The following is a 15,853-nucleotide window of genomic DNA, read 5'->3' on the forward strand; positions in this document are numbered from 1 at the left end:
GCTCGTCGTCACGCGGTGTCTGATGGCGCGACTCCTCGCTGCGCTCGTCGTCACGCGGCCTTCAGCCGGATCTTCCACCTCACGAACCCGACGTACACCACGCTGATCGCCACGAGCATCCCCACGTCGAACAGCCAGGCGCCGGAGGTGTGTTTCCAGTGATCGTCCTGCGGAGTCAGCGGTCCGGGCACCAGCCGGATCAGGTCGATCGTCGATGCCGACGCGGCGAAACCCCACCGCGCCGGGGTGGCCCACGACATCTGGTCGAGCACGATCCGGTCGGTCACCGGGATCATGCCGCCGGAGAACACCAGCTGGCTCATGATCGCGACCACCAGCAGCGGCATGATCTGTTCGGCCGAGCGCGCCAGCGCCGACAGGGCGAGGCCGACCATGGCCGCGGCGACCGTGGTGAGCGCGATGTCGACGAACAGTTCGAGGCTGCGATTCCCGATCACCGCACCGGAGTCGACGGCACCGGGCCCCCAGCCCTTACCGATGATCGCGATCGCTGTCACGATCGCCGACTGTACGATCGCGAACGCGGTGAACACCACCATCTTGGCCAGCAGATACGCCGACGTCGACAGTCCCACCGCCTGCTCGCGCCGGAAGATCGCACGTTCTCCGATGAGCGCACGGATCGTCAGCGCGGTCCCCATGAAGATCGCACCGACATTGAGCATCACCAGGATCTGGCCGGGTTCGTTGGGGGCTTCCCCGCCCTGCACCGCCGTCACCGGCACGCCGAACCCCACATCGCCGGGCACCGACAGGGACAGCACACCCATGATGAACGGCAACAACATCAGGAACGCGAAGTAACCGCGGTCCGAGACCACCAGTCGGATCTGCCGTCGCGCGATCGTGGACAGCTGCCTGCGCAAGCTGGTGCGCGTCGGGTTGCCGAGCTCCGACGGTGTCAGTGCCGGCGGCTGCGGCGGTGGGGGACCGTGCTGGTCGAGATAGCGCTGAGCAGCTGCATCCGGATCGCCGGCGACGGCGGAGAAGATGTCGGCCCAGTTGGTGGTCCCCATCGAGGGTCCGATCTGGCTGGGCGGTCCGTAGAACGCGGTCTTGCCGCCGGGCGCCAGCAGCAGTACCTGATCGCAGACGTCGAGATAGGTCAGGGAGTGGGTGACGACCAGCACGACGCGTCCCGCGTCGGCGAGTTGGCGCAGCATCGTCATCACCTGCCGGTCCAGCGCAGGGTCCAGACCCGATGTCGGTTCGTCGAGGATCAGCAGTGACGGGCCGGTCAGCAGTTCCAGCGCCACCGAGGCACGTTTGCGCTGGCCGCCGGAGAGTTTGTCGACGCGGGTGTCGAGGTGCTTGGTCATTTCGAGTTCCTCGAGCACCTCGTTGACGACCTGTTCCCGGTCGGCCTTCGTGGTGTCGGGCGGCAGCCGCAGTTCCGCGGCGTACATCAGGGCCTGCCGCACGGTCAGCTGGCCGTGCACGACGTCGTCCTGCGGCACCATCCCGATCCGGGAGCGCAGCGAGGCGTACTCGGCGTGGACGTCATGCCCTTCGAACGACACCTGCCCCGTCGTCGGGTGGGTGTAGCCCGCCACCAGACGGGCGAAGGTGGACTTGCCCGCACCCGACGGGCCGATCACCGCGGTCAGAGTGCCCGGCCGGGCGGAGATCGAGATGTTGTCGAGCAGCGTCTTGTTGTTCTCGATCGTCCACGTCACCCCGTGCACGTCCAGACCGCCGGTCGCCGTCGCGGCCGCCGTCTCGGTGCGCCGGACCAGCGTGCCGTCCCGGAAGACCAGGTCGACGTTGCCGATCGTGACGGTGTCGCCGTCGGCCAGCAGCTGCGTCTCGACCCGTGAGCCGTTGACGAACGTGCCGTTGATGCTGCGGTTGTCGCGGATCTCGGTGCCGGCCGGCGTCGCGACCAGGGTGGCGTGGTGCCGGGAGGCCAGTACGTCGGGGATGACGATGTCGTTGTCGCTGGCGCGGCCGATTTTCACCGAGCCCGGCGGCACCTCCGGCGCACGGCCGGGCCGCAGGATCTTGAGCATGCTGGTCGCGAGGTTGCCGTCGCCGCTCGAGCGGGGGGCAGCGGCGGGTCCCATCACGGTGGCCGTCGACTCCATCGCCGGCGACGAGATCGGTGGCTGCTGGACCGGGCGCGACGGCGGCGGCGGGTAGCCGGTGCGCGGTCCACCGGTGGGGTAGGAGCGCGCGGCGGGCGGCCGCGTGGGGGCGCCCGGATGGCTGACCGGCTGGCTCGGCCACTGACCGCTCGGGCGGCTCGGCACCGGGACCGCGGTGGTGGGTGTCGTGCCCGCCGAGCCCTGGTGCCTGCCCACCTCGAACGTCAGCAACGGGCCGTCGGGATTGCCGATGTGCAGCTGGGCACCGTCGGTGATGTCGACGACCGGCACCCGGCGGCTGTTGACGAACATCCCGTTGAGCGAGCCGTTGTCGATCGCGAGCCAGCGGCCCTGGTCGAAACGCAAAACGAGGTGCGCACGGGAGATCAACGGGTGGGCGATCCGCACGTCGGCGCGCAGGTCCCGGCCGACGACGACGTCGTTGCCGGCGGCGAAGGTGCGGGTGGACCCGTCGTAGCGCACCGTCAGCGCAGGGGGTGCGGATCGGGTCACAGAACCGCTCCGGCGGCGACAGTAGACATCGCGCGCAACTCTATCGGTAGGCCCCGCTCATCGCCGGTCCGCCTGCGACTCTGTGGGAGAGATGTGGGCGTTCTGTGTCCTGCCCGTGATCTCGCCGTTCCCTGCCGCTGTGGCGACACGCCCATCTCGGGCAGCATGAAATGCACTGCGGCTGCCGGGAATAGCGCAGGGTCAGTATCGTCATGCGGGATCATCGGGAATCCGTCGTACGCGAGCATCGCATTTTAGAGGTAAACCTCTACTTTAGGGTGGAGCAATGCCGCGGCCCGCCCGATACACCGTCGACGTCCTCCTCGACGCAGCGGCGGACCTGTTGGCCTCCGACGGTCCCGGTGCGGTCACCATGTCGGCGGTCGCGCGCAGCACCGGCGCGCCGAGTGGCTCGGTCTACCACAGGTTCCCGACGCGCGCCGCGCTGTGCGGGGAACTGTGGGTGCGCACCGAGGAGCGACTCCTGGATGCGCTGTCCGAGGTGCTCGACGGTGACAGTGGCAGCGACGGGGATCCGGCGCACCGCGGCGTGGCCGGTGCGCTCGGCGTGCTCGGCTGGTGCCGAGCTCATCCGATCGAGGCGCACGTGCTGCTGACGGGCCCCGCTCAACTCGGGCTCGAGGACTGGCCCGACCATCTCGTCGGGCGCCGGAAACGCTTGCAGCGCAGGCTCAAGAAGGTGCTCGGCGAGATCCCCGGGGACACCGCGCGGGTCAGCGCGGCGGTGATCGACGTGCCGTACGCGATCGTGCGGCGTCACCTGGGTGCGCGTCAGGCGATTCCCGCGGCTGCCGAAGCGATCGTCGAGGACTGCGCGCGAGCGCTCACCGCCCCGAACTGACCGGCGACGGCGAACCGGTCACGACGCAGTGCGTGTGGCGGTAGATCGTCGCCATGCACTGGTTGCAGTGCGTGCACAGTGATCTGACGGCGGTGCCGTCGGCCCGGATCCGGTTGATCAGATCCGGCTCGGCGAGCAGGGCCCGCCCCATCGCGACGAAGTCGAAGCCCTCGGCCATCGCCAGGTCCATGGTCTCGCGGTTGGTGATGCCGCCCAGCAGGATCAGCGGCATCGAGAGCTCGGCACGGAACAGCCGGGCGTCGCGCAACAGATACGCCTCGCGGTAGGGATATTCGCGGAAGAACTTGTTGCCCGTCATCCGGATGCCCCACCGCAGAGGTGGCTTGAAGGCGCCCGCGAACTGCTTGACGGGTGCCTCGCCGCGGAACAGGTACATCGGGTTGACCAGGGAGCTGCCTGCGGTGAGCTCGATGGCGTCCAGCCCGCCGTCCTCCTCGAGCCACTTCGCGGTCTGCAGCGCCTCCTCGGTCGAGATCCCGCCCCGAACACCGTCGCTCATGTTCAGCTTGGCGGTCACCGCGATCGGCGTGCCCGCCTTCTCGACGGCACGGCGGACGGCGAGCACGGTGCCGCGGGCCACCTTGGCACGGTTGGCCAGCGAGCCGCCGAACTCGTCGTCGCGCCGGTTGATCAGCGGTGACAGGAACGAGCTGGCGAAGTAGTTGTGGCCCAGATGCACTTCGACGGCGTCGAAGCCCGCGTCGATGGCCATCCGCGCCGCCTGGGCGTGCGCCTCGGTGATGTCGGTGATGTCGTCCCGGGTCGCCCGCTTCGCGAAGCGCATCGACAGCGGATTGAAGAAGCGCACCGGGGCGTAGGCCGTCGTCCCGTTCGACTTCGAGTTCGCCACCGGGCCGGCGTGGCCGATCTGCGCGCTGATCTTCGCACCTTCGGCGTGCACGGCATCGGTGAGCTTGCGCAGTCCGGCCATAGCGTCGGGCCGCCAGTAGATCTGGTTGCCCTCGGTGCGTCCGCCCGGGGCGACCGCCAGGTAGGCGACGGTGGTCATGCCGACCCCGCCGGCGGCGGGCAGTCGGTGGTAGGTGATCAGGTCCTCGGTGACCAGAGCGTTCGGCGTCGCGGCCTCGAACGTCGCTGCCTTGATCACGCGGTTGCGCAACGTGATGGGACCCAGCGCGGCTGGAGTGAACACATCGGGGACAGTTGTCATGTCTAGAGAGCCTGTCACAATGATCGCCGTGGGTGCGATCACTTTGGACGGTAAGGCCACGCGCGACGAGATCTTCGTCGACCTCACGGCGCGCGTGGCGCGGCTCGTGGAGGCCGGTCACACCCCGGGCCTGGGTACCGTTCTCGTCGGGGACGACCCCGGATCGCAGGCCTACGTGCGGGGCAAGCACGCCGACTGCGCGAAGGTGGGCATCACGTCGATCCGCCGGGACCTGCCCGCCGACATCAGCCAGGCCGACCTGATCGCCACGCTCGACGAGCTCAACGCCAACCCCGAGTGCACCGGGTACATCGTGCAGCTGCCGCTGCCGCGGCATCTCGACGAGAACGCGGCGCTGGAGCGGATCGACCCCGACAAGGACGCCGACGGGCTGCACCCGATGAGTCTCGGCAAGCTCGTGCTCAACGAACCCGCCGCGCTGCCCTGCACGCCGCGGGGCATCGTGCACCTGCTGCGGCGCTACGAGGTGGAGATCGCCGGCGCGCACGTCGTCGTGATCGGCCGCGGTGTCACGGTCGGACGTCCGCTCGGCTTGCTTCTCACCCGGCGTTCGGAGAACGCGACGGTGACGCTGTGCCACACCGCGACCCGCCACCTGCCGCAGATCACCCGCGAAGCCGACATCATCGTCGCCGCCGCCGGGGTGCCGCACATGGTGACCGCGGAGATGGTGCGGCCCGGCGCCGCGGTCGTCGACGTCGGGGTCAGCCGCGACGAGGCCGGCAAGCTCGTCGGCGACGTGCATCCCGGTGTCTGGGATGTGGCCGGGCACGTGTCGCCCAATCCCGGTGGCGTCGGGCCGCTCACGCGGGCGTTCCTACTCACCAACGTCGTCGAGCGCGCCGAGGCTGCCGCCGCGTCGTGAGGGCAACCCGCAGGCTGTTCACCGGACAGTGGCCGATCTTGGCCGTGGGGCTGTCCCTGTTGGCGGCGTTCGTGCTGGTGGCGATGGGTTACTGGCGCCGGGGCGCGCTCGTGATGGCGATCGCCGTGGGGATGGCCTCGGCGTTGCGGTTGACCCTGCCCGAGGACCGCGTAGGGCTGCTCGCGGTGCGCAGCCGCACGGTCGACGTCGCCACCACCGCCGCGGTCAGCGCGGCGATGCTCTACATCGCGTGGACGATCGACCCGCTAGGCACCAGCTGAGCGCCGGTCTTTGCTGAGCCGGCGGGTCCATCTGCGACGGCCGACCGCCTCGCCGGACTGTCTCGGCTGCGGACGCGCGCGACGGCGTCGGCACCCGTGCGCGCACTGTCCGGCCATCCCGTGCCGACCAGGATGCTCGAGCACGCCCGGTTCATGTCGGGGGCGGCGCGCCACCGCACGATGGGATGACGGTGGTCCCGATCGGCAGCGCAGGCGGGCCGGCGGCGCGGTTCCCGCAGCCGGCTCAGACGCCGCGTGCCCGCCCGACGATGCAGGCCACGTGGGGTTTCGGCGACGCGCTGCCCAACCGGTGAACAGATGTTTCGTTACCGGCAGGTAGGGATACTCCGGAGGCGTCCTCTCCGCTGTGACTGCAGTCACAGCGAGTACTGCGAAGCGCATCAGGGGTGAGCCATGGCCAGTGTGGTCAAGACGGTGGCGCGGTGGTCGAAGAAGCCGGCGCGCGACGTCGAAGCGCCGAGCGGGGGGTGGGTGAACATGGTGCGGGGGCTCGCGGCCCGCGCCACCACGCCGCTTCTCCCCGACGACTATCTGTCTTTGCTCAATCCACTGTGGTCGGCCCGTGAGCTGCGGGGCGAGATCGTCGAGGTCCGCCGGGAGACCGACGACACGGCCACCGTGGTGATCCGCCCGGGCTGGGGCTTCGCCCGCGACTACCAACCCGGCCAGTACGTCGGCATCGGGTTGCGCGTCGACGGGAAGTGGCACTGGCGGTCGTACTCACTGACATCGGTGCCCGAGCCGGATCGCGACGAGATCTCGATCACCGTGAAGGCCACCCCGGAAGGTTTCCTGTCCACCCACCTCGTCGACGGGGTCGAACCCGGCACGATCATTCGCCTGGCCGCACCGCAGGGCGAGTTCACGCTGCCCGATCCGCCGCCGGAATCGCTGCTGTTCATCACCGCCGGCAGTGGCATCACGCCGATCATGGCGATGCTGCGCTCGCTGCGCGCCCGCGGCCAGGAGCCAGACATCGTGCACATCCACTCCGCCCCGTCGGCCGAATCGGTGATCTTCCACGACGAGCTGCGCGAACTGGAGAGCCGGCAGCGCGGCTACCGCCTCCATCTGCAGCTCACTCAGGAAGACGGCAAGGTGGAACTGACCGAGCTCGACCAGATCGTCTCGGATTGGCAGAAGCGCTCCGCGTGGGTGTGCGGCCCGTCGGCGATGCTCGATGCGGCCGAGCAGGTGTGGGAAGAACACGGCCTCGCCGATCAGCTGCACATGGAGCGGTTCACGATCGCGGCTACCGACAAGGGCGGCGAAGGCGGGACCGTACACTTCGGGATCTCCGACAAGTCCGCCGAGATCGACGGCGCCACAACCATTTTGCAGGCCGGCGAGGATGCCGGTATCCAGATGCCGTTCGGTTGCCGGATGGGTATCTGCCAGACCTGTGTGCTCCCGCTCGAAGAGGGGCACGTCCGGGACATCCGTTCCGGGCAGGAACACGGTGCGGGCGACCGCATCCAGACATGTGTGTCCACCGCCTCCGGTGACTGCACCATCAAGATCTGAGGAGACTTCCATGGCGATCACCGACATCAAGGTCTACGCACATCTCACCGAGGAGGACGTCGAGAACCTCGCTGCCGAGCTCGATCAGCTTCGCGCCGACATCGAGGAGTCCCGGGGGGAACGCGACGCGCGCTATGTGCGTCGCACCATTCAGCTGCAGCGCGCGCTGGCGGCCGGTGGGCGGATCGCGTTGTTCGCGAGCAGCAGCCGGATCGCAAGGGTGGCCGGCACCGCGATGTTGGCCTCGGCCAAGATCATCGAGAACATGGAGTTGGGCCACAACGTCATCCACGGCCAGTGGGATTGGATGAACGACCCCGAGATCCACTCCACCGAGTGGGAGTGGGACACCACGTGCCCGTCGTCGCAGTGGAAGTACTCGCACAACTTCGTCCACCACAAGTACACCAACGTCGTCGGTCTGGACAGCGACGTCGGCTACGGCATCATGCGGGTGACCCGTGACGAACCGTGGGAACGGTGGATGATCGGCAACCCGATCTACAACCTGCTGCTCGGCACGTTCTTCGAATGGGGGGTGGCGGCACACCACATCGAGGTCGACAAGATCCGCAAGAAGGAGAAGACCTGGGCCGAGGCGCGCAAGGACATGCGGGTCATGGGCCGCAAGATCGCCAAACAGGTGGGCAAGGACTACATCATCTTCCCGGCGCTGACCGGGACCAACTGGAAGCACACCCTGAAGTGCAACGCGGTGGCGAACTTCATCCGTAACTACTGGGCCTACATGGTGATCTTCTGCGGCCACTTCCCGGACGGCGCAGAGAAATTCACCGTCGAGGAGTTCGAGAACGAGACCCGCGGCGAATGGTATCTGCGACAGATGTTGGGGTCGGCCAACTTCCACGCCGGTCCGATCATGGCGTTCATGAGCGGCAACCTGTGCTATCAGATCGAGCACCACCTGTTCCCGGACCTGCCGAGCAACCGCTACGCCGAGATGAGCGTCCGCATCCGAGAGCTCTGCGAGAAGTACGACCTGCCCTACACCACCGGGCCGCTGCTGCGGCAGTACTGGCAGTCGTTCTGGACCATCCTGAAGCTCGCGCTGCCGGACAAGTACTTGAAGGCCCCCAGCGATGACGCCCCGGAGACGGCGTCGGAGCGGCGCTTCGGGCGGGTCGAGCCCACCCCGGGGACGCCGAAGCGCGGGCTGCGCACCGCGCTTCGGGAGCGCACCAGGGCGGCGTGAGGCCTCAGGATAGGGTGGCGCGCACGCACACCGTCACATACGGCAGCGCGAGGCCGGTGGAGTTCGCCAGTGCGGGGTGGGTGGCGAGCAGGTCGCGCACCCGGTCCAGGGTGCGGGTGCGCACCTGTTCGGGCGAGGTGATGCAGTAGCTGCGGGAGGCCACCAGGTCGATCAGCGCTTGCGGTGTCAGATAACTGGTCCACTCGACCTGATGCCGTGACACGTCGGTGAACGGGTCGGGCAGCGCGACGGTCTGGCTGAACGGATCGACCTCGTGGCCGATGATCTGGCCGAGATCCTTGACCCAGCCCAGCCTTTCGTCGCGGTTGTTCCAGACCAGGCCCAGTCGGCCGCCGGGCCGGAGCACCCGTGCGACCTCCTCGATCGCCTGCGCCGGGTCGAACCAGTGCCATGCCTGGGCGACGAGCACGGCGTCGACGCTGTTGTCCGGCAGGGGGATCTCCTCGGCTGTCCCGAGCAGGGCGGGGGTGTCGGGCAGTGAGGTGCGCAGCAGCTCGAGCATCTCCGGGATCGGGTCGACGGCGACGACGTCGAGGCCGCGTTCGACCAGCCGGGTGGTCAACTTGCCGGTGCCCGCGCCGAGATCGAGCACGGTGTGGGCGTTTTCGGGAAGCAGCCATTCGATGGCCTCCGGCGGATACGATGGGCGGCCCCGCTCGTAGGCGGCGGCTTCGGCGCCGAAGGACAGCGACCGTTGCGGTGCTGAACCGCTCACCGGCCGGCCAACTCCAGGGTGCGCCGGATCAGCTTTCCCACCGCGTCGGTCTCCACCAGGAACCCGTCGTGCCCGAAGTCCGAATCGACCACGTCGAGTCCGTCGCAGCCCGGCAGCAGATCCGCCAATTCCTGTTGCAGCCGAAGGGGATACAGCCGGTCGGAAGTGATACCGCCCACCACGGTGGGCACCGGGCATCCCCTCAGCGCGGCAGCCACGCCTCCGCGGCCACGACCGATGTCATGGCTGGACAGCGCGTCGGTCAACGCCACGTAGGTGCCGGCATCGAAGCGCGACACCAGCTTTCGGCCCTGGTACTCCAGGTAGCTCTGCACCGAGTAGCGGCCGCCCGCGGTGGGGTCTTCCCCCGGCTGTGCGGTATTGCCGAATCGCTCGTCGAGTTCGGCTTCGCCGCGATAGGTCAGGTGGGCGAACCGGCGGGCGATCTCCATCCCGGTGTCGGGGGAGTGGCCGGTGTCGTGGTAATCGCCGTTGCACCAGTGGGGATCTGAGGTGATCGCGGCGACCTGCGTGCTCTGCGTCCCGATCTGGTCGGCGGTGGCGCGTGCTCCTACCGCGAGCACCAGCGCCGCGCGGACGTTGTCCGGGTGGGAGACGATCCATTCCAGCGCCCGGGCGCCACCCATGGAACCGCCGATCACGGCGGCCACCTCGGTGATGCCGAGTCGTTCGAGGACCGCGACGTCGGCGGCGACCTGGTCGCGCACCGTCGTCGCCGGGAACCTCGAACCCCAGGCTTTGCCGTCGGGCGCGACGCTGCTCGGTCCTGTCGAACCGCGGCAGCCGCCCAGCACGTTCGTCGAGATCGCGCACCAGCGGTCGGTGTCGATCGGGGCGCCCGGGCCGGCCACTCCGTCCCACCACCCCGGAGTCGGGTGGTCGGGTCCGGCGGGCCCGGTGATGTGCGAATCGCCGGTCAGGGCGTGCAGCACCACCACGACGTTGTCGCGCTCAGGTGACAGCTCACCCCAGCGCTGCACCGCGATCGACACGTCGTCGAGCACGGCGCCGGATTCCAGCGTGAGCGATCCGATGTCGACGATGCCGATCTCGCCTTCGGGCGGCAGCGCCACGCGATCGTTCACCACGTCCATGACGGTCACGGCTGCACCTCGAGCAGTTGCGCATCGGCGGTTCCACCGGCGCGCTGCGCCGCGGCGAAGCCCTGCTCGAGATCGGCCAGGATGTCGTCGATGCCCTCGATCCCCACCGCCAGGCGCACCAGTCCCGGGGTGACGCCGGTGGCGAGCTGCTCCTCGGCCGAGAGCTGCTGGTGGGTGGTCGAGGCGGGGTGGATCACCAGCGAGCGCACGTCACCGATGTTGGCGACGTGGCTGTGCAGTGTCAGCGCGTCGACGAATGCCTTGCCCGCGGGCACCCCGCCGGCCAGCTCGAAGGCGAGGACCGCGCCGGTTCCCTTAGGCGCCAGCTTCTTTCCCGTCTCGTACCACGGCGAGCTCGGTAGGCCGGCGTAATTGACCGAGATCACGCCCTCGTGACCGGCCAGGTACTCGGCCACCCGCTGGGCGTTGGCGACGTGGCGCTCCATGCGCAGGCTCAAGGTTTCCAGGCCTTGGGCGACCAGGAACGCGTTGAACGGCGATGCGGCAGAACCCAAGTCGCGCAGCAGCTGGACGCGGGCTTTCAGCGCGAACGCGGGCGCGCCGAGTTCGGCGAACACCACGCCGTGATAGCTCGGGTCGGGTTCGGTGAATCCGGGGAAGCGCCCGTTGGTCCAGTCGAAGGTGCCGCCGTCGACGATCACGCCGGCGATCGCGGTGCCGTGCCCACCGAGGTACTTCGTCGCCGAATGCACGACGATGTCGGCCCCGTGGCTGATCGGCTGGATCAGATACGGCGTGGCGATCGTGTTGTCCACGATCAGCGGTACCCCGGCGTCGTGCGCCACCGCGGCGACGGTCGGAATGTCGAGGACGTCGATCTGCGGATTCGAGATCGTCTCGGCGAAGAACGCTTTCGTGTTGGGACGCACCGCGGCCCGCCACGACTCGGGGTCGTCGGGATTGTCGACGAAGCTGACCTCGATGCCCAGTTTGGGCAGGGAGTAGTGGAAGAGGTTGTAGGTGCCGCCGTAAAGCCGTGGGCTGGAAACGATGTGGTCGCCGTGCTGGGCGATGTTGAGGATCGCGAACGTCTCGGCGGCCTGCCCGGAGGACACGAACAGTGCCGCGACGCCGCCCTCGAGTGCGGCGATGCGCTGCTCGACGACGTCCTGGGTGGGGTTCATGATGCGGGTGTAGATGTTGCCCGGTTCGACGAGCCCGAACAGCGCTGCGGCGTGGTCGGTGTCGCGGAACGCGTAACTGGTGGTCTGGTAGATCGGCAGTGCCCGGGCGCCCGTGGCGGTATCCGGTGCCTGGCCGGCGTGCACCTGCTTGGTCTCGAAAGCCCAGTTGGCGGTGGGATCGGGGTTGTCGAGGCTCATCGACGTCTCCTCCATGAACGGGGGGCCCGTTTCACGGCGGACCCGCGCTTGCCTTATAGCCGTTGTCGGCTACTCAACCTGGTCGTCTCCCGGGGCACCCCACCGCGGTTGGAGGGTTGCCGGCCAGCAAGCCGGGGCTTGACGCTGGCACTCATGACCGCCACGAAGAATAACGCACCCGGCGGATCGGGTGCCACCGGGTTCAGCTGATGGCGCGCTGCGGGCCGGTCTGTTCGTCGAGGAACTCCCGGATCACCTCGGCGATGCGCTGGGGTGCCTCGAACATCGGGATGTGGCCCACGCCGTCGAGTGTGGTGAACCGCGTCGACTCGGGCAGGTGCTTGCGGAAGTGGGCGGTGAACCGCGGGTGGGGCAGTACCCGGTCCTTCTCGCACACCACCAGATAGGTGGGTGTCGAGGTGTCGGCGAGTTCCATCAACCCCGGCATCAGCAGGGCTTTGACCAGCAGCTGGTAGTAGGCCGGGCAGTGTCGGACGTCATCGATGATCTCGAGGATGTCGTCGTCGGTGATGCCGTCGGGGCGGGCGCTGACCGGCACGCTGGTGAGGAACCGCGCGCCGGGCACGCGGGCTGCCCGCGCTCCGAGCAACTTGGCCACCACCCAGACGGGCATCCCCATCACGAACTTGAACACGATCTCGTATTTGGCCGGCGTCCACCGGTGCCAGCCGCCGGCCGGGGCGATACCGACCAGGGAGCGCGCCCGGTTGCGGCGTTCCAGCTCGAAGGCCACCCAGCCCCCGAGGGAGTTGCCCACGATGTGGGCGGTGTCCCAGCCGAGGCGGTCGAGGTGGCGCTCGACGTCGTCGGCGAGGGTGCCGCTGTCGAGCAGCCAGGAGCGGTTGGGGCTGCCGCCGTGGTGGCCCGCCATCGTCGGCGCGTACACCTCGTAGCGGCCGGTGTCGGCGAGCGCCGGCGCGACGTCCTTCCACACGTTGTTCGACATCATGAACGGGTGCAGCAGCAACACCGGCTCTCCGGAGCCGAGGTGGATCGGCGCGCGTGGGCTCATAGCGCCCGACCCTAAGGTGATACCGGCGGTACCGCAAGAATGCCCGCTAGGGTCGACGGCCGTGACGAGCTCCCTCACGATCAGCACCGTCAACGTCAACGGCGTCCGCGCAGCGATCAAGCAGCGTTCGGAGGACAACCGCGGCCTGCTGGCCTGGTTCGCGCAGACCACCGCGGACGTGGTGTGCCTGCAGGAGACCCGCGCCGATGACGAGCAGGTGGCCGAGGCGCTGGCGCCGGTGCTCGCCGACGGCTGGCACCTGGCCTCTGCCGCGCCCCACGTCAAGGGCCGCAACGGGGTCGCGGTGGTGTCCCGCACGCCCCACGATGATGTCCGGATCGGTTGTGGCGCAGTGGAATTCGCCGCGCATGGTCGCTACCTCGAGGTGGACACCGGTGGTGTCACGGTGGGCAGCGTGTACTTCCCGACCGGGGAGGCCGACACCGAACGGCAGCGGGAGAAGGAACGCTTCATGGCCGCGGTGGCCGAGCGGATGGCAATTCTGCGCGCCGACGGCCGTGACGCGGTGCTCTGCGGTGACTGGAACATCGCCCACACCGAGAACGACATCAAGAATTGGAAGGGCAACGTCAAGAAGGCCGGCTTCCTGCCCGAGGAGCGGCAGTGGCTGACCGACCTGCTGGCCACCGGATGGGTGGACGTGGTGCGGGTGGCGCATCCGGAGCAACCTGGGCCCTATGCGTGGTGGTCCTGGCGCGGCAAGGCCTTCGACAACGACGCCGGCTGGCGCATCGACTACCAGCTGGCCACGGCGGGGTTGGCGGCGCGGGTGGCCGCGGTGCGCACGGAACGCCCCGCTGCGTATGCGCTGCGCTGGTCCGATCACTGCCCGGTGACGGTCACCTACGCGTCATTTCGGCTCAGCAGCCGACGCGGGTGGGGGTCGCCAGCGCGCCATCGGCGTCGTTGATGGCTCCGCGCACCACATCGAACACCCGCGGGTCCCACGTCAGCCCCGTCTCCCACGGCAACCCGACCGAATCGGAGACGAAGATGCTGTGGGTGTCGTCGAAGGACACGCAGCGGCGGTGGGGCAGTACGCGGTCGCTGACGTCGGTGGCCAGCGCGCTGCGGGTGGCGACGATCCCGTCGTTGGGCCACACCATCGGGTTGACCGGAGCCGGGTGGGTGAAGCGAGTGCCACCGATCACGACGACGGGGATCCGGTCCAGCACGCCTGCCTGGTACTCGTTCCACCCGCGTGGACCCATCAAGTAGCCCTGGTTGACCTCGCGCCCCGAACCGGTCTGCAGCCGCGTCACCTCGGCGGCCATCGCCAGCGACGCCTTCTCGCAGTAGGCGTCGCCCGCGCAGTCCGACAACGGGGTGATGCCGTTGGCGTAGTCGGACAGAAACGATCCCTCCCACGGTGTGCCCAGCGTGGTCAGCGAGCGGATGCGGATCGGCGAGCCGAGGCTCTGCAGCACCCGGAACGCCGCCCGCGAATAGAGCCCGCCCATCGAGTGGCCGACGACGTCGACGACGTCGACACCGCGCGTGTCGTGCAGGTAGCTGAGGAAGCGGGCGAGGTGTTCGCCCGCCAGATCGATCGACGCCGTGGAATCGACGGTCATGATGTCGGGCAGGGTGATCGGGCAATCTCCGAACGCGCCGAAACCGCCCTGGTCGGTGACGGGTCCGCGGCCCGCCATGGCCGGCGACGTGTACACGGTGTGGCCCGCGGCGAGCAGGTTCTCTCGCAGTGCGGTGTCGGTGTTGCCGGCGGCCAGACCGGACCGGCATGCGTCGTCTCCGGTGGTGAACGGGCTGACCGCATCACCGCCGGAGACGATGACGACGGCGCGACCGGGTGCGGCGTGCGCGGGGCCGGCACCCATGAACGTCGCGATGACGAGCAGGACAAGGACTGACGCCGATCGCCGCATGCGAACCCCCTCGGTTGCGCGCATGCTACCCAGGACCGGTCGACCGCCGGACGAAACCGCGACGGCGCGTGAAAAACTGGACCTCACCATGAGCACTTCAGCCAAGCCCGTCGTCTTCTCGGGCGCGCAACCGACGTCGGACTCTCTGCATCTGGGCAACGCGCTCGGCGCGGTCGCCCAGTGGGTCGGTCTGCAGGACGGTCACGACGCCTACTTCTGCGTCGTGGATCTGCACGCGATCACGCTGGCCCAGGACCCCGCGACGTTGCGCCGGCGCACACTGGCCACCGCCGCGCAGTACCTGGCCCTGGGCGTCGACCCGGCCCGCGCCACCGTGTTCGTCCAGAGCCATGTGCCCGAGCACAGCGAATTGGCTTGGGTGCTGGGCTGTTTCACCGGTTTCGGGCAGGCCTCACGGATGACCCAGTTCAAGGACAAGTCGGCCAAGCACGGCGCGGACGCGCAGACCGTCGGCCTGTTCACCTATCCGATCCTGATGGCCGCCGACGTGCTGCTCTACGACACCGAGCTGGTTCCGGTCGGCGAGGATCAGCGCCAGCACCTCGAGCTGGCCCGCGATGTCGCGCAGCGCTTCAACACGCGCTTCCCCGACACGTTCGTCGTTCCCGAACCGATGATCCCCACGGCGACCGCGAAGATCTACGACCTGGCGGAGCCGACCGCCAAGATGAGCAAGTCCGCGGCCACCGATGCCGGGCTGATCAGCCTGCTCGACGACCCGGCGCGCACGGCCAAGAAGATCCGGTCCGCGGTCACCGACAGCGAGCGCGAGATCCGTTTCGATCGCGACGCCAAGCCGGGAGTCTCGAATCTGCTGACCATCCAGTCGGCGGTGACGGGCACCGCGATCGACACCTTGGTGGCGGGCTACGCCGGCCGCGGCTACGGCGATCTGAAGAAGGAGACGGCCGACGCCGTCGTCGAGTTCGTCACCCCCATCAAGGCGCGGGTCGACGAGTACCTCGCCGATCCTGCGGAACTGGAGAACGTGCTGGCCGCCGGCGCGCAGCGGGCGCGTGAAGTGTCTGGCAAGACGGTGGCCCGGGTATATGACAGGTTGGGGTTCCTCGCACCGCGATAACGGGAGGCTGA

The 15,853-nt window shown here is 68.8% G+C and carries 15 protein-coding genes and 1 riboswitch; of the genes, 8 read left to right on the forward strand and 7 right to left on the reverse strand.

The annotated features are described in order from the left end of the window. Positions 1-50 precede the first annotated feature (50 nt). Positions 51-2,618, reverse strand: coding sequence for an FHA domain-containing protein (locus ACXYX3_RS05905; RefSeq protein WP_458610627.1), 2,568 nt, complete (start codon positions 2,616-2,618; stop codon positions 51-53). Positions 2,619-2,904: 286 nt separating this feature from the next. On the opposite strand from ACXYX3_RS05905, the gene ACXYX3_RS05910 reads away from it, so the two are divergent. Then, positions 2,905-3,480, forward strand: a complete 576-nt coding sequence (locus ACXYX3_RS05910) for a TetR/AcrR family transcriptional regulator (protein WP_458610629.1) — start codon at positions 2,905-2,907, stop codon at positions 3,478-3,480. Here the strand turns inward: ACXYX3_RS05910 and ACXYX3_RS05915 are convergent. Then, a complete protein-coding gene (locus ACXYX3_RS05915) occupies positions 3,464-4,672 on the reverse strand; it encodes an NADH:flavin oxidoreductase (protein ID WP_241203080.1) in 1,209 nt (402 codons plus the stop codon). The two genes, ACXYX3_RS05910 and ACXYX3_RS05915, sit on opposite strands and share 17 nt — an antisense overlap. A gap of 28 nt (positions 4,673-4,700) precedes the next feature. On the opposite strand from ACXYX3_RS05915, the gene ACXYX3_RS05920 reads away from it, so the two are divergent. The 5 genes from ACXYX3_RS05920 (at position 4,701) to ACXYX3_RS05940 (ending at position 8,597) form a co-directional block, all read left to right on the forward strand. After that, entirely contained in the window at positions 4,701-5,558 is an 858-nt protein-coding gene (locus ACXYX3_RS05920) for a bifunctional methylenetetrahydrofolate dehydrogenase/methenyltetrahydrofolate cyclohydrolase (protein ID WP_241203079.1), read from the forward strand. Next, the gene (locus tag ACXYX3_RS05925) at positions 5,555-5,839 is read left to right on the forward strand and encodes a DUF3017 domain-containing protein (RefSeq protein ID WP_458610632.1); all 285 of its coding nucleotides are present in this window, start codon (positions 5,555-5,557) and stop codon (positions 5,837-5,839) included. Before ACXYX3_RS05920 ends, ACXYX3_RS05925 begins: the two co-directional genes overlap by 4 nt. Positions 5,840-6,024: 185 nt before the next feature. Then, a complete protein-coding gene (locus ACXYX3_RS05930; protein ID WP_255729752.1) occupies positions 6,025-6,153 on the forward strand; it encodes a hypothetical protein in 129 nt (42 codons plus the stop codon). A gap of 100 nt (positions 6,154-6,253) precedes the next feature. After that, positions 6,254-7,384, forward strand: coding sequence for a ferredoxin reductase (locus tag ACXYX3_RS05935; RefSeq protein WP_458610633.1), 1,131 nt, complete (start codon positions 6,254-6,256; stop codon positions 7,382-7,384). A gap of 10 nt (positions 7,385-7,394) precedes the next feature. Next, positions 7,395-8,597: a fatty acid desaturase family protein gene (locus tag ACXYX3_RS05940; RefSeq protein ID WP_241203076.1), complete on the forward strand. Its 1,203-nt coding sequence runs from the start codon at positions 7,395-7,397 to the stop codon at positions 8,595-8,597. Between the two features lie 4 nt (positions 8,598-8,601). On the opposite strand, the gene ACXYX3_RS05945 is transcribed toward ACXYX3_RS05940, so the two are convergent. From ACXYX3_RS05945 to ACXYX3_RS05960, 4 genes are all read right to left on the reverse strand, one after another. Then, on the reverse strand, positions 8,602-9,333 hold the full coding sequence (locus tag ACXYX3_RS05945; RefSeq protein WP_241203075.1) for a class I SAM-dependent methyltransferase: 732 nt from the start codon (positions 9,331-9,333) through the stop codon (positions 8,602-8,604). Continuing rightward, positions 9,330-10,448, reverse strand: a complete 1,119-nt coding sequence (gene metX, locus ACXYX3_RS05950; protein ID WP_458611988.1) for a homoserine O-acetyltransferase MetX — start codon at positions 10,446-10,448, stop codon at positions 9,330-9,332. The genes ACXYX3_RS05945 and metX overlap by 4 nt, the downstream gene beginning before the upstream one ends. A gap of 5 nt (positions 10,449-10,453) precedes the next feature. Next, positions 10,454-11,800 carry a bifunctional o-acetylhomoserine/o-acetylserine sulfhydrylase gene (locus tag ACXYX3_RS05955; RefSeq protein ID WP_458610636.1) on the reverse strand — a complete coding sequence of 449 codons (1,347 nt, stop codon included), beginning with the start codon at positions 11,798-11,800 and terminating at the stop codon, positions 10,454-10,456. A 39-nt stretch (positions 11,801-11,839) separates the two neighbouring features. Next, positions 11,840-11,959: riboswitch (SAM riboswitch) on the reverse strand. 43 nt (positions 11,960-12,002) lie between these two features. Beyond that, positions 12,003-12,833 carry an alpha/beta fold hydrolase gene (locus ACXYX3_RS05960; RefSeq protein ID WP_241203073.1) on the reverse strand — a complete coding sequence of 277 codons (831 nt, stop codon included), beginning with the start codon at positions 12,831-12,833 and terminating at the stop codon, positions 12,003-12,005. 61 nt (positions 12,834-12,894) lie between these two features. Here ACXYX3_RS05960 and ACXYX3_RS05965 point away from each other — a divergent pair, with 61 nt between their 5' ends. Next, positions 12,895-13,764 carry an exodeoxyribonuclease III gene (locus ACXYX3_RS05965; protein WP_458610638.1) on the forward strand — a complete coding sequence of 290 codons (870 nt, stop codon included), beginning with the start codon at positions 12,895-12,897 and terminating at the stop codon, positions 13,762-13,764. Here the strand turns inward: ACXYX3_RS05965 and ACXYX3_RS05970 are convergent. Beyond that, positions 13,715-14,740: a lipase family protein gene (locus tag ACXYX3_RS05970; RefSeq protein ID WP_458611989.1), complete on the reverse strand. Its 1,026-nt coding sequence runs from the start codon at positions 14,738-14,740 to the stop codon at positions 13,715-13,717. The genes ACXYX3_RS05965 and ACXYX3_RS05970 overlap by 50 nt on opposite strands. A gap of 88 nt (positions 14,741-14,828) precedes the next feature. Between ACXYX3_RS05970 and trpS the strand changes: the two genes are divergently transcribed. Continuing rightward, complete coding sequence (trpS, locus tag ACXYX3_RS05975) at positions 14,829-15,842, forward strand: tryptophan--tRNA ligase (RefSeq protein WP_458610639.1); 1,014 nt, start codon at positions 14,829-14,831, stop codon at positions 15,840-15,842. Positions 15,843-15,853: the final 11 nt, after the last annotated feature.

This window comes from Mycobacterium sp. Panama NTM2 (assembly GCF_054355555.1).

Bases quoted from the DNA above. Each gene is read 5' to 3' on its own strand.
- ACXYX3_RS05910 (WP_458610629.1), top strand. From the start codon at position 2,905: ATGCCGCGGCCCGCCCGATACACCGTCGACGTCCTCCTCGACGCAGCG.
- ACXYX3_RS05960 (WP_241203073.1), bottom strand. From the start codon at position 12,833: ATGAGCCCACGCGCGCCGATCCACCTCGGCTCCGGAGAGCCGGTGTTG.
- ACXYX3_RS05930 (WP_255729752.1), top strand. From the start codon at position 6,025: ATGACGGTGGTCCCGATCGGCAGCGCAGGCGGGCCGGCGGCGCGGTTC.
- metX (WP_458611988.1), bottom strand. From the start codon at position 10,448: ATGGACGTGGTGAACGATCGCGTGGCGCTGCCGCCCGAAGGCGAGATC.
- trpS (WP_458610639.1), top strand. From the start codon at position 14,829: ATGAGCACTTCAGCCAAGCCCGTCGTCTTCTCGGGCGCGCAACCGACG.
- ACXYX3_RS05955 (WP_458610636.1), bottom strand. From the start codon at position 11,800: ATGAGCCTCGACAACCCCGATCCCACCGCCAACTGGGCTTTCGAGACC.
- ACXYX3_RS05935 (WP_458610633.1), top strand. From the start codon at position 6,254: ATGGCCAGTGTGGTCAAGACGGTGGCGCGGTGGTCGAAGAAGCCGGCG.
- ACXYX3_RS05940 (WP_241203076.1), top strand. From the start codon at position 7,395: ATGGCGATCACCGACATCAAGGTCTACGCACATCTCACCGAGGAGGAC.
- ACXYX3_RS05970 (WP_458611989.1), bottom strand. From the start codon at position 14,740: ATGCGGCGATCGGCGTCAGTCCTTGTCCTGCTCGTCATCGCGACGTTC.
- ACXYX3_RS05915 (WP_241203080.1), bottom strand. From the start codon at position 4,672: ATGACAACTGTCCCCGATGTGTTCACTCCAGCCGCGCTGGGTCCCATC.